General features: G+C 67.2%; 10 protein-coding genes. 6 read left to right on the plus strand and 4 right to left on the minus strand.

Going from position 1 to position 12,731, the window contains the following annotated elements; genetic code table 11:
• Positions 1-36 precede the first annotated feature (36 nt).
• Both ACQP2U_RS35025 and ACQP2U_RS35030 read right to left on the minus strand, forming a co-directional pair.
• Complete coding sequence (locus ACQP2U_RS35025; RefSeq protein ID WP_433711422.1) at positions 37-1,224, minus strand: amino acid deaminase/aldolase; 1,188 nt, start codon at positions 1,222-1,224, stop codon at positions 37-39.
• 38 nt (positions 1,225-1,262) lie between these two features.
• Complete coding sequence (locus ACQP2U_RS35030; RefSeq protein ID WP_397036024.1) at positions 1,263-1,742, minus strand: TetR family transcriptional regulator; 480 nt, start codon at positions 1,740-1,742, stop codon at positions 1,263-1,265.
• 419 nt (positions 1,743-2,161) lie between these two features.
• Here ACQP2U_RS35030 and ACQP2U_RS35035 point away from each other — a divergent pair, with 419 nt between their 5' ends.
• A complete protein-coding gene (locus ACQP2U_RS35035; RefSeq protein ID WP_433711424.1) occupies positions 2,162-2,908 on the plus strand; it encodes a tyrosine-protein phosphatase in 747 nt (248 codons plus the stop codon).
• Between the two features lies 1 nt (position 2,909).
• On the opposite strand, the gene ACQP2U_RS35040 is transcribed toward ACQP2U_RS35035, so the two are convergent.
• Both ACQP2U_RS35040 and ACQP2U_RS35045 read right to left on the minus strand, forming a co-directional pair.
• Positions 2,910-4,178 carry a class I adenylate-forming enzyme family protein gene (locus ACQP2U_RS35040; RefSeq protein WP_433711426.1) on the minus strand — a complete coding sequence of 423 codons (1,269 nt, stop codon included), beginning with the start codon at positions 4,176-4,178 and terminating at the stop codon, positions 2,910-2,912.
• A 95-nt stretch (positions 4,179-4,273) separates the two neighbouring features.
• A complete protein-coding gene (locus tag ACQP2U_RS35045) occupies positions 4,274-5,110 on the minus strand; it encodes an enoyl-CoA hydratase/isomerase family protein (protein WP_433711428.1) in 837 nt (278 codons plus the stop codon).
• 38 nt (positions 5,111-5,148) lie between these two features.
• Between ACQP2U_RS35045 and ACQP2U_RS35050 the strand changes: the two genes are divergently transcribed.
• From ACQP2U_RS35050 to ACQP2U_RS35070, 5 genes are all read left to right on the plus strand, one after another.
• Complete coding sequence (locus tag ACQP2U_RS35050) at positions 5,149-6,174, plus strand: glutathione S-transferase family protein (protein ID WP_433711429.1); 1,026 nt, start codon at positions 5,149-5,151, stop codon at positions 6,172-6,174.
• A 112-nt stretch (positions 6,175-6,286) separates the two neighbouring features.
• Positions 6,287-7,018 (plus strand): hypothetical protein, encoded by a 732-nt coding sequence (locus tag ACQP2U_RS35055; RefSeq protein ID WP_433711430.1) that lies wholly within the window; start codon positions 6,287-6,289, stop codon positions 7,016-7,018.
• On the plus strand, positions 7,015-7,986 hold the full coding sequence (locus ACQP2U_RS35060) for an ATP-binding cassette domain-containing protein (protein ID WP_433711432.1): 972 nt from the start codon (positions 7,015-7,017) through the stop codon (positions 7,984-7,986). The genes ACQP2U_RS35055 and ACQP2U_RS35060 overlap by 4 nt, the downstream gene beginning before the upstream one ends.
• Positions 7,983-8,765, plus strand: a complete 783-nt coding sequence (locus tag ACQP2U_RS35065) for an ABC transporter permease (protein WP_433711434.1) — start codon at positions 7,983-7,985, stop codon at positions 8,763-8,765. The genes ACQP2U_RS35060 and ACQP2U_RS35065 overlap by 4 nt, the downstream gene beginning before the upstream one ends.
• 100 nt (positions 8,766-8,865) lie before the next feature.
• The gene (locus ACQP2U_RS35070; protein WP_433716682.1) at positions 8,866-12,657 is read left to right on the plus strand and encodes an ABC transporter ATP-binding protein; all 3,792 of its coding nucleotides are present in this window, start codon (positions 8,866-8,868) and stop codon (positions 12,655-12,657) included.
• Positions 12,658-12,731: the final 74 nt, after the last annotated feature.

The following is a 12,731-nucleotide window of genomic DNA, read 5'->3' on the forward strand; positions in this document are numbered from 1 at the left end:
ATTGCGGGCTCGCGCAATTCACAATTAGCAGCCGGTTCAGCCGAAGCAGTTGCCTTCACCGCGATAAGTGGGCACTGTCGTCCGCGTGCCCGCACCATCGATCAGATGGATCTGGTTGAACCGCTCGCACAACTCCCCCGCCTTGGCATGCCGGAACCACACGCGGTCGCCGATCCGCAGTTCGGCGGCTCCGGACAGCGGAGTCTGCACCTCGCCGGCGCCCTCGGTACCGAGCAGCCGCAAACCGGTGGGCCACACCGGCTTCGGCACCCGCGACGCCCCGGTCGGACCGGAGGCGATGTAACCGCCCGCGAAGACCGTCGCGATGGACGGAGTCGGCTTGCGCAGCACCGAAGTGGCGAAGAACAGCGCAGGCATCGGGGTGAAGGCGCGATAGTGATCGAAGAGCGTCGGCACATACAGTCCGGAGCCCGCGGTCACCTCGGTGACATCCGGATCGGTGACGCTGACCTCGATGGATCCGGAACCGCCGCTATTGACGATCTCCAACTTGCCGACCACAGAGCACACCGCGTCCAGAACTTGCCCGCGCCGCTTGCCGATTTCGGCCGCCGAGGCCCGCTTCACCAGGCGCACAGCGATATTGGAGTCGGGTAGCCCGGCGATCTGCGCCTCATAGGTCATCACGCCGACCACGTCGAACCCACGGTTCATCGCCTCGCGCGCGAGCGCGGCGGCCTGTTCCGGGGTGCGCACCGGTGAGCGCCGAACGCCCAAGTGCAGCGGCCCGATCCGCAGCGAAGCGTCCACATCGAGGCAGATCCGCGGTCGCACCAGATCGGTGCCGACCGCGGCCCGGATCAGGTCCAGCTGCGCGAGATCGTCGACCATCAACGTGATGGATCGGCGCAGCGTGTCGTCGGTGGCGAGTTCGGCGAGCGCCGCACGGTCTACGGTCGGATAGCCGAGCAGCACATCGCGCGCGCCGAGGCGGACCAGCCAGATGGCCTCCGCCAACGAGTAGGACATGATGCCCGCGAAGCCGCCGGACGCGCAGAGCCCGGAGCCGAGCACCTCCTCGAGCACCGCGCGACAGCGCACCGATTTACTCGCGACTCGGATGGGCACCCCACCCGCACGACGGACCAGGTCAGCGGCGTTGGCACGGAGTGCGGTCAGGTCGAGGGCGGCCAGCGGCGGGTCCAGCTCGGCGGTGGCCGCATGCAGGGCGACAATCGGCGACGTGTCGGTCACCAGACCCACTCAACCACCAAACTGGTCAAACGTCCAGTATTGCGGGATCAGACTTCGGCGGCCCGGGTGGCCAGGCTGCTGACCAGGTCGTCGAGTACCACCAGCATCGTTTCGTCATTGCAATCCGCGAGCCAGCGCAGCACGGTGCCCTGAAGCACCGAGACCGCGTAGGCCGCGATGGCATCCGTCGGCTCCAACCACTGCGCGCCCGAACGGTCGGCACACAGGTCCAGGAAGCTTGCGACCTCGGAGTCCATCTCCCGGAACAGGGCCGTGGCCTGCGGGTCGGCGACACAGTCGGTCTGCGCCTCCCACCGTTCGGCCAGCTGATGCGCGGTCGCCTCGTACCTGCGGGCCTGCTTGGCCGGAGCCGCCTTGACCAGCGGCCAGTACGCACTCACACCAGCATGCAGCAGCACCCGAAGTGCTCGCACTCCGGTGAAATCGAGCGAGGCGGCCGCCTTCTCCACGGCCTCGCAGATGGTCGGCCGCAGCCTGACCGCCGCTATTTCTCCACGTACGCTCAACGACGACTCCCTCGAGGAAAGAACTCGCGCACCTTCGTCGGCGCGGCGCGCTGAACACGACAGGCGACTCTCACGAATCCCGCGTTAGGGAATTTCCTGGTTGCCCAGTCCAACATTCATCAATCGTAGAGGGTTTCCAGGTTTTAAGAACGGCTTCGTTGGGTATTTCCAGACTGGAAGAATGTTTTGTTACCCAAACGGGATCCCGCCGCGATCGAGCGGAGTTCACTGGAATCGCCTCCCAGGGCGTCACTCTCGCGTCCGCCGCGCGCACGATAGACCATTGAGCAGACTACGGTACGTAACGGTACCGCCCTGGCACTTTGTGGCGGATCCCACACCAACACCTCGCAAACTGGACGATCGACGGTTCCGCGATCGACACCGTGCCGACACCGCGAGGTAGCTAGCCTGGACCGGTGACTCTCTCGCCCTCGGCCGACCAGTTCTATCTGACCGGCACGTTCAACTTCCGCGATCTCGGCGGTCTGCGCACCGTCGATGGCGCGCGCATCCGCCCCGGCGTGCTGTTGCGCTCGGCCCAATTGAGCGGACTCGATCTGCCCGGACACGCGATCCTGCGTGAGCTCGGCGTCACCGAGGTCTTCGATCTGCGCGGGCCGCGCGAGATCGAGCACATCGGCCACGATAATCTGCCCGAGGGCGTGCGACTGACTGTCACACCATTCGATTCCCGGATGGCCGAGGCGCCGCCGCACGATGCGCAGACCGGCTCCGCATTCACGCACATGCTCGAGGTCTACCGGTACTTCCCGACCCTGCCCGAGGCGAATACCGCGATCATCACCATCGCCGAGACGATCGCCAACGGCGAGGGTGCGGTGCTGGTGCACTGTGCGGCAGGTAAGGACCGGACCGGCTGGGCGATCGCTTCACTGCTGCGCGCGGTCGCGATCGGCGAGGCCGATGTACTCGCCGACTTCATGGCCAGCAATGACGCCGTCCCGGCGCTGCGCGCCATGATGGCACCGAAACTCACTGCGGGAGTGGAACTTTCCATCGACATCCTCGGCGTGCGGGAGGACTACCTGCGCATCGCGACGGACGCGGCGCACGAACGCCACGGTGATTTCGAGACCTACCTGACCGCCATCGGGTTCACCGCGGACCTGCGCTCGCGGCTGCGCGATCGCCTACTCGAGTGAGTCACCCGGCCGGCGCTTGCTCGCGTCGGACCAGACCGTCGGCATCGATGCTGACCTGATCGCCGGTGTGGAACCAACTTCCGGTGAAGCGGTCGGCGGTGGCCACCGGATCGTTCCAGTAGCGATGGGTCACATTCGGTCCGCGACACAGCAATTCGCCGTGGCCCGACTGCGCCCGCGGCCCCCACAGCGCCAATTCGGTACCGCCGAAGGGGAATCCGAGCACCGGATCGGCGCCTGGTGCGGTGTCGGTCTCGTGATCGACGACCAAGCCGATGCCGCTGGTTTCGGTCGCGCCCCAGACCGACCACTGCCGCGCGGCCGGGAACATGTCCCGCAGCGGCGCGACCAGATCAGCGGGATCGGTACGATCGGCGGCGCGTTCGCCGCGATGGCCCGCATTGCTGACCCGCACGATGCCCTCGGTGCGCAGTCCCGCACTGCGCAGCGCCGCGAGTTCGGGCAGCAGGCGGGCGAAGATGCGCGGTGTCGCGGAAACCATATCGATCCGTTCGGAGACAATGGTTTCCGCGAGACAGCGACTATCCGGGGCGAGGACGACGGTGCCGCCGACGGCGAAGGTCGGCAGCAACTGGTCCACACAGCCGCTGGCATGTGCCAGCGGTAACAGCACCAGATTGCGCAACCCATCGGTCGGTAGAGCCATCGCCGCGACGACAGAACGGATTGCCGAGAGCAGATTCTCGTTGGTCAGCTCGACGCCCTTGGGCGCGACGGTGGCATGGGCCGGACAGCCTCCCGTGCCGCTGGTGTAGCAGAGCAGCGCAAGATCGCTCAGGGCCGCACCGTCATCGATGAAGGCGGCGCCGTCGGGCAGCTCGTCACTGCCGCCGCCGAGTACGAAATCGGTACTGCTGTCGGCCATCACCCGCTCGGCCACCGCATCGGGCAGTCCGTCGTGCACCAACACCGGAACCGCGCCGCTGAGCAGCGCACCGAGGAAGGCCTGGACCCAGCGCACGCCCGTCGGCATGTGGATGGCGACCCGGTCGCCGAAGCCGATGCCGTGTTCTTGCAGGCCACCCGCGATGCGGGAGGCGCGATGCCACAGCTCCCGATAGCTCAGCCGGGGGCCGCCGATCTCCACCACCGCCTCCCTGGTCGAGAAGGCATGCACCTGCAGATCCAATAGTTCGGTCAGCGCCGGGGTGAGGTTGCCGTAGCGCAGCACCCCATCGGCGCCGCGGGCCAGCGGGGCGTCGCAAGCCTGCGGACGGTTGAGTGGATATTCGACCAGAAACTGCGACATGAGTCCTCCGCACGCGCCTCGAGCCCGCAGGCTCTTGCGACTATATGACGCGAGTCACAATTTCGCTGGCATAGGAGAGGAACGTGTCCCGGCTGTCATCGGCCGGTGTAGGTCGCCTTCCCCGGTCCCACCTCCAGGAAGCTGCGCACCGCGCCGCGCAGATCCGCCGTATCGAACAGCGCGCCGGACACCTCCGGCGTCACCGAATCCGCATGCGCCACACCGCCCGATCGCCATGCCTCGATGATCTGTTTCGTCGCGGCATGTGCCCGGGTGGGGCCATCGGCCAGGCGAGCCGTCAATTCCTTTGCCGCGGCGTCGACATCGTCGTGGACGGCGTTGACCACGCCCCATTCGGCCATGGTCGCGGCGTCGTAGAGGTCACCGGTCATCACGAATTCGCGAGCGCGGCCCGAACCGGCACGCTCGGCCAGTCGCTGCGGACCGCCCATCGACGGTGTCAGACCGACGACCGTTTCCACCAGACCGAATCTCGCCTTGGGCGCGGCCAGGATGATGTCGCAGGCCAGGGCCATTTCGAAGGCGGCGGTCAGGGTGAGGCCATGCGCGGCGAAGACCACCGGACACGGAAGCGCTTCCAGCGGATGGATGATCTGCGCGAACAGGGCGCGCCACAGTTCAGCGCCCCGCTCGACCGCTGAGGGGATGGCATCCGATGGACTCGGCGGGGTGGGTGCGAGGAGCCCGTCGAAGACGTGCACGTCGACGCCGCCGGAGACCACCTTGCCCTCGGCCCGCAGCAGCACCGCGCGCGGCGGGTTGTCCGAGAGCTCGGCGAGATCCTCGACGAGCGCGTCCAACATCGACCGATCGAACAGATTCAGCGGCGGATTGGCCAGGGTGAGCGTCGCGACTTCGGCGCCGCCGTCGGTGGTTTCCCGGGTCAGCCTGGTGGCCTTCGTATCACTCATCCGGCAAGACTAAGGCGTCGATCTGCCAGACTAGGCGAGTGACCAAGTCGGTATCGGAAAACGGCTCCTACGTCGAGCCCGGTGAGTTCAACCGGGATACGAATTACATCACCACACGCATCACCGCCGACGGCCGCGACGGGTATCCGGTCGAGCCGGGGCGCTATCGGCTGGTTGCGGCGCGGGCCTGTCCGTGGGCCAATCGCACACTGATCGTGCGCAGGCTGCTCGGGCTGGAAGACGTCCTATCGCTCGGGCTCTGCGGGCCGACACACGACAAGCTCAGCTGGACCTTCGATCTGGATCCCGGCGGGGTGGATCCGGTGCTCGGCATCCCCCGCTTGCGTGATGCGTACCTTGCGCGATTCCCTGACTATCCGCGCGGCATCACGGTTCCCGCACTCGTGGACGTTCCCACCGGGCAGGTGGTGACCAACGACTACGCGCAGATCACGCTCGACTTCTCCAGCGAGTGGACCGAATACCATCGCCCCGGCGCGCCGCAGCTGTATCCGCGGGAGCTGCGGGCCGAGATCGACGAGGTGAACCTGGCCGTCTTCCGGGATGTCAACAACGGCGTCTACCGGTGCGGCTTCGCCGGAACGCAGGAAGCGTACGAGGCGGCCTACGATCGGCTCTTCGCCCGATTGGACTGGCTCTCCGATCGGCTCGCCACCCAGCGCTACCTGGTGGGCGACACCATTACCGAGGCCGACGTCCGGCTGTTCACCACGCTGATCCGCTTCGATCCGGTCTACCACGGCCATTTCAAGACCAACCGCAGCAAGCTGAGCGAAATGCCGGTGCTGTGGGCCTATGTGCGTGATCTCTACCAGACACCCGGATTCGGCGACACCGTCGATTTCGGGCAGATCAAGAAGCACTACTACGTGGTGCACGCCGATATCAACCCGACCCAGATCGTGCCGAAGGGCCCGGATCTGACCGACCTGCTGGCCCCGCACGGCCGAGAAGCGCTGGGCGGCAGGCCATTCGGCGACGGCACCCCGCCGCCACCGCCGCCACTCACCGAGCGGGTCCCCGCGCTGCGCGAACCGGCGTGATGGAACCGACACGCTGGGAACCCGGCCGAGCGGGTACATCGTTGTCATGACGAGCCGATAGCGGTCGGTGCAATAAGGTCGTTGCGTACGGGCGGAAGAGGAGGATATCGCCGTGTTCAAAGGCACGTTCGAGAAGACGGTGGTCCAGCTACTCGATACCGGGTCGCGCCTGCAGGCGCCCGCGGTCGCCAAGTACGTCGACCGGCTGCGCCGTTCGCACCCGGCGGAGAGTCCCGCGCAGATCATCGAGCGGCTCGAGCACCAGTACCTACTCGCGGTCACCAGCAGTGGCGGTGCGGTCGGCGCGACAGCCGCGGTGCCCGGCGTCGGCACGATCGCGGCACTCGCGGCGGTCAGTGCCGAGACGACCTTCTTCATGGAGGCGTCCGCGGTGTTCACGCTGGCCGTCGCGGCCGTGCACGGCATCTCCCCGGAGGACAAGGAGACGCGGCGGGCGCTGGTGCTCGCGGTCGTGCTCGGCGAGAGCGGGATGGAGATCGTCGAGAAGACGGTCGGTCATTCGGCGAAGAACTGGGGCACACTGTTCGCCAACAGGATTCCCGGGCTATCGAGCATGAACGATTCGCTGCTCAAGCGATTCATCATCCGCTTCGTCACCAAGCGGGCGGCATTGATGGCGGGCAAGGTGGTGCCCGCCGGCATCGGCGCGGTGATCGGTGGCGTCGGCAACCGGACACTCGGCAAGACCACGATCAACAATGCGCGCAAGGCATTCGGTCCCGCGCCGGTGACCTGGCCCGCCGATCGGCAGCTCGTCATCGATGCCGATCCGCTGCCGGCCCTGGATCCGGGCAAGCCGCAACCCCCGACCACGCCGCGATGAGCGCGGGCCGACCGCTCGCCTTCTCCGTTCGCGGCCTGACCAAGCGCTACAACCTGGTCACCGCGGTCGAAAACGTGAGTTTCACCGTGCCGTCCGGGACCACCGCCGCCCTGGTTGGTCCGGCGGGCGCGGGTAAGACGACGATTCTGCGGATTCTGCTCGGGCTGCTCCAGCCGACTTCCGGAACCGCCGCGGTCGGCGGGCCGGGTTCCCGGCGCGACGGATCGGCGGTCGTCGTCGGCGCCATGTTGCAGCCGCGAGGGCTGCATCCGGCTCGAAGCGCGCGTGATCATCTGCTGATCTATGCGGCGGCCGCCGGGGTCGGGGACCCGCGGGTCGACGAGGTGATCCAGGTGGTCGGCCTCGGTGACTCGGCGAAGACGCGGGCGGGCGAGCTGTCGCCCGGATCGCAGACCCGGCTGGCCCTGGCGACCGCGCTGCTCGGCGACCCGCAGCTGCTGATTCTCGATGAGCCCCTGGCCGGTCTCGATGCGGCGGAACACGCCTGGCTGGCCGACCTACTGCGGCGACACACCCGCCGTGGTGGCTCGGTCCTGTTTTCCAGCGAAAGCCTGGCGAATGTGATTCCCATGGCGGACAACATCATTGTCGTGAGCGAGGGTTCGGTGGTCTACCAGGGGACACCCGCTAGGCTACGGCGCGGTCATCCCGATCGCCTGGTCGTCGCCGCATCGACCCCGATCGCACTCGCGACGATGTTGGCGGCACAGGGCTTCACCGATGCGGTGATCCGTCCCGACGGACGCCTGGCCGTTGCCGAGGCGACCGAAGAGCAGATCCGTGCGGCGGCGACGGCGGCCAATGTGCGCGTGGACAATATCGCCGCCGATCAGATCCACCCGGACCGAGTGCTCGCCTCGCTGGTCAAACCGGCCCGCCCGCCCCAGCCCGCCCCCTATGCCGGGATCGCACCGCAGCAACCGACCCCCTATGGGATTCCACGATGATCGCTGTTCTGCCTCCGGATCTCGTTCCGGCCGTCAACTCCGAGGTCCGCAAGGTCAGCACGCTGCGCGCGAGCCGAATCCTGGCCGCACTGATCCCCGCGATCGCCCTCGTCGCGAGCACGGTGACCGCACTGCTGGCCGGACCCGCCGATCCGAAATCCAATCCGGCCACGGGCGCGGCGACCATCGGGCTCTATATCGGTCTCGCGGCCGCGATCGTGCTGGCCGGTGCCTTCGGTGCGGCCGGTGCGGGCGCCGAATATCGTTACGCGACAATATCGTCCACCGCCGTGTTCACCCCCGACCGGGATCGCCTGGCCGCCGCGAAATTCCTCGTCACCGCGGGTTTCGCCTTGGCGGCGACCTTCGTCGTCGAACTCATCGCCTTCGCCTGTCTGCTCGGTTTCGGCCGCGGCAAATTCGACTTCGGAGTGCGCTTGCTGGCGGTTCTCGGCGGCGGTCTGCTCGCCGCGGTCTGCTGGTCCCTGATCGGGGCCGGTCTGGGATTGCTGCTGCGCACCTCCACCACCGCGGTCGCGGCGATGCTCGGCTGGCTGGTGATCATCGAACCGTTGACCTGGGTGGTCGCCAAGGCGATCGGCCTCGCCGGAGTGGTCGCCGTCCTGCCCGGTTCCGCCACCGTCAGCACCGTCGCCGTCGGATCCTTCAAAGACAGCGATTTCCTGGCACCCACCCCCGCCGCCTTGGTGGTCCTCATTCTCTGGACGATCGCCGCCGCGGGCGGGGCCTGGTGGTTGCTCCGCACCAGCGACATCTGACGCCGCCCCGGCGGCGGGGAACAAACAACGGTGCGGCACGTGTCATTACCGTCGGGACAGCACGACAAGACGGGTGAGCAGCGGAGTGACCGAGCGCGGTATGGGTTGGATGCGCAGACTGTGGTCCGAGTGCCGGAGCCACCGGGGCACGGTCACGGGTATCGCGATCGCTTTGGCGGCCGGAGCGATGGTCGAGATCTCGGCGCCGCTGCTGACCAAGCGGGCGGTTGATGCGGCCGGAGTCGGTGATACCTCCGTCATCGGGACCGTTGCGGCCCTGCTCGCCCTCGTCGCACTAGGCCGGTTCTCGGCTGCCTTCGGACGCCGTATGTTGGCCGGACGACTTTCCCTCGATGTGCAGCACTCGTTACGTGTCAGTCTGCTCGCCTCATTGCAACGACTCGACGGCGTCGGACAGGACGCGCTGCGCACCGGACAGGTGGTGTCGCGCTCGATCACGGATCTGCAGTTGGTGCAGGGGCTTTTGGCGATGACGCCACTGTCCGGGCTGGCATTGCTCGAGTTCCTGCTGGCCGCCGCCGTCATGGTGTGGCTGTCGCCGCCGCTGGCCGCCGTCGCACTGCTGGTTGTCCCCGCCATCGCGGTGCTGGTGTATCGGATGCGGCCGCGCCTGTACGCGGCGACGTGGTCGGCGCAGCAACGCGCTGCCGAGGTCGCGCAACATGTAGAAGAGACCGTCACCGGCGTGCGCGTGGTCAAGGGCTTCGGGCAGGAAGCTCGGATGGTGCGCGTGCTGGAGTCGCACGGGCGCGTTCTCTACGCCGAGCGAATGCGCGCGGCCAAGATCAATGCGCGCTTCGCACCCGTGGTGACCACGATTCCGCAAGCCGGGCTGGTCGCGGTGATCGTTGTCGGCGGACTACTCGCGCTGCACGACGTTATCGGTATCGGCACATTTCTCGCCTTCTCCGCGTATGTCACGACCATGACCGTGACCACCCGAACCATGTCGTCAGTGGTGATCATGGCCCAGCTGACCAGGGCCGCGGCCGAGCGCGTCTATCAGGTCATCGACGCGGCCCCCGAGATCGCCGACCCGCCTGCCCCTGCCGAGCTTCCCGATGGGCCTCTGGGTTTCGACATCGATTCGCTGACTTTCGGATTCGATCCCGCACAGCCCATCTTGCGTGAGCTCGACTTGACCGTGCAGCCCGGCGAAACCGTCGCCATCATCGGCCCCGCGGGCTCCGGGAAGTCAACGCTGTCACTACTTCTGCCCCGCTTCTACGCCCCCGACTCCGGTAGCATCCGCCTCTTCGGCACCGAACTGGGCACCACCGCAGGTGAGTTCGCCGTTGCGAAGAACCGAACCGCCGATACCGCCGACTCGCCTTCGGCAGCACCAGTCGCTCCACAGCTCGGCGGCCCCGCGTACGGCTCGCCGGTGCGGGCAGACCCGCGAAATGCCGAGGCCGTGGATATCGCAGATCTGCGTGCGACCGATCTCCGGAGCGCGATCGGGGTGGTTTTCGACGATCCGTTCCTGTTCTCCGACACCATCGCCGCCAACATCGGCCTCGGTCGACCAGCGGCAACCGATGCCGAAATCCGCTATGCCGCAAAGCTTGCCGCGGCCGACGAGTTCATCACCGAACTCTCGGACGGCTACGACACCGTTGTCGGTGAACGCGGATTGACACTCTCCGGCGGGCAGCGGCAGCGAATCGCTTTGGCCAGAGCGCTATTGGCGCAGCCACGGATTCTGGTACTCGATGACGCGACCTCCGCGGTCGACGCGGTGACCGAGGCGACCATCTTCGAGAAACTGGCCGATGCGGGCGGGCGCACGACATTGATCTTGGCGCATCGGGAATCGACACTTGCGCATGCGGATCGGGTGATCCGGCTTCCCGGCCCGGTCCCATACGCCAATGACGAAGCCACAGTCGCTGCTACCCCAGCGTCAGCTGATACCAAGCGCCCCACCGGCACCAGCGGTCCAGGTGGCTTCTCCGGCGCCGCAGCCGATCTCAGTGAAACCCCCGAATTGCGCCGCACCATCGAACGCCTGCCACCGGCCACCGAACAACCCGGCTCGGACGATGAGCGGCTGCGCAAGCCAGATCCCGGATTCCGGCTCGCTCGCCTCCTGCGCCCGGTGCGCTGGTTGGTCCTGACCGTCATCACGCTGCTCGCACTGGACACCCTCATCGGCGTCGCCTTCCCACCGATCGTGCGCTACGCCATCGATTCCGGCGTGAGCGGCCATGATTCGGGCGTACTCGCCAGAGCCGGAGTGCTCGGCGCGGTCTTGGTGGTACTCAATCTCGCGGTGGGCGCGGCGACCACCATCCTCACTGCCCGCACCGGCGAACGCGTCCTCTACGGCCTGCGCGTGCGCAGCTATGCCCATCTGCAACGGCTGGGATTGGACTACTACGAGCGCGAGTTGTCCGGTCGCATCATGACCCGGATGACCACCGACGTGGACGCACTGTCGACCTTCCTGCAAACCGGCGTCGCCACCACCCTGATCGGCATGCTCACCCTGGTCGGCATCGCGGTGGCGCTACTGGTCATCGATACCTCGCTGGCCGCGGTGGTATTGATCGCACTTCCCCCGCTGCTGGTGGCGACAGCGCTGTTCCGCCGCGTCTCCTCCACCGCCTACACCGTCTCGCGCGAACACGTCTCGACCGTCAATGCGGATTTCCAGGAAAACGTCGCCGGTCTGCGCGCCGTTCAGGCCAACCGGCACGAGCCGATCGCCGCCCGCCGCTTCGCCGAATACTCCGATCGCTACCGCGCCAGTCGGATGCGCGCCCAGCGCGCGATCGCGATGTACTTCGCTTTCGTCATCGCATGGGCCGATCTGGCGCTGGCCGCGGTCGTGTACTTCGGCGCGCGCGAAGTCGCCGACGCCACCACGACCGCGGGCACATTGATCGCCTTCGTGCTCTACCTGCAGCTGCTCTTCGGCCCGATCCTGCAGTTGTCCCAGGTTTTCGACGGCTACCAGCAGGCGCGCGTCGGACTGCGCCGCATCGGCGACCTGCTGCGCACCCCGTCCTCCATCGCCGCCGATCCACCGGACGCGATCGCCATCGACCACGGACTGCGCGGCGAGGTCGTCCTCGACGACATCCGATTCCACTATCCGAGCACCGAGCAACCCGCCCTCGACGGAGTTTCGCTGCGGATTCCGGCCGGATCCACGTTGGCCCTGGTCGGACCGACCGGCGCGGGCAAATCCACCATCGTCAAGTTGCTGGCCCGCCTCTACGACTTGCCGCGCGACGCCCATGGCGCGATCGCGGTCGACGACATCGACATCCGCGACTACCGCCTCACCGACTACCGCGCCCGGCTCGGCATCGTCCCCCAGGAAGCTCACCTCTTCACCGGCGATGTCGCCAGCAACATTGCATTCGGGAAACCTTGCGCCACCGAAGCCGAGATCGCGGCGGCCGCCACCGCCGTCGGTGCGGCCGACATGATCGCCGCGCTACCGCAGGGCATGCGCCACCCGATCGGTGAGCGTGGCCGCGGCCTCTCGGCGGGCCAACGCCAAATGATCGCACTGGCCAGAGCCGAACTGGTCCGTCCGGATCTGCTGCTGCTCGACGAGGCCACCGCCACCCTCGATCCGGAGACCGAGGCATCGGTGCTGGTAGCAAGCCGATCGCTGACTCGCGGCCGCACCACCGTCGTGGTGGCGCACCGCTTGGGAACCGCCGCGCGAGCCGATCGGATCGCCGTCGTGGAACGCGGGCGAATCGCCGAAATCGGACCGCACGACACGTTGGTTGCGGCCGGTGGCCGCTATGCCCAGCTCTGGGCGGCGGCCAGCGAAACGGGGGGAATATTCTCGACTGAGGACGGGTCGTCATCTTTGGGATCACGTTTGTCCGGTGGTCAGTCGATTCACTGATTTGCTGCTGGGCCTATCCTCAGAGAGGGCGCATCGGCGCGCATCCGCTGATCCCCGTGCCGGGCACGTCACAA

Source organism: Nocardia sp. CA-084685 (genome assembly GCF_050955785.1).
Taxonomy (GTDB): Bacteria; Actinomycetota; Actinomycetes; order Mycobacteriales; family Mycobacteriaceae; genus Nocardia.

Excerpts from the sequence above, each read along its gene's own strand:
- ACQP2U_RS35040 (WP_433711426.1), bottom strand. The coding sequence starts at position 4,178 with ATGTCGCAGTTTCTGGTCGAATATCCACTCAACCGTCCGCAGGCTTGC.
- ACQP2U_RS35045 (WP_433711428.1), bottom strand. The coding sequence starts at position 5,110 with ATGAGTGATACGAAGGCCACCAGGCTGACCCGGGAAACCACCGACGGC.
- ACQP2U_RS35060 (WP_433711432.1), top strand. The coding sequence starts at position 7,015 with ATGAGCGCGGGCCGACCGCTCGCCTTCTCCGTTCGCGGCCTGACCAAG.
- ACQP2U_RS35065 (WP_433711434.1), top strand. The coding sequence starts at position 7,983 with ATGATCGCTGTTCTGCCTCCGGATCTCGTTCCGGCCGTCAACTCCGAG.
- ACQP2U_RS35070 (WP_433716682.1), top strand. The coding sequence starts at position 8,866 with ATGGGTTGGATGCGCAGACTGTGGTCCGAGTGCCGGAGCCACCGGGGC.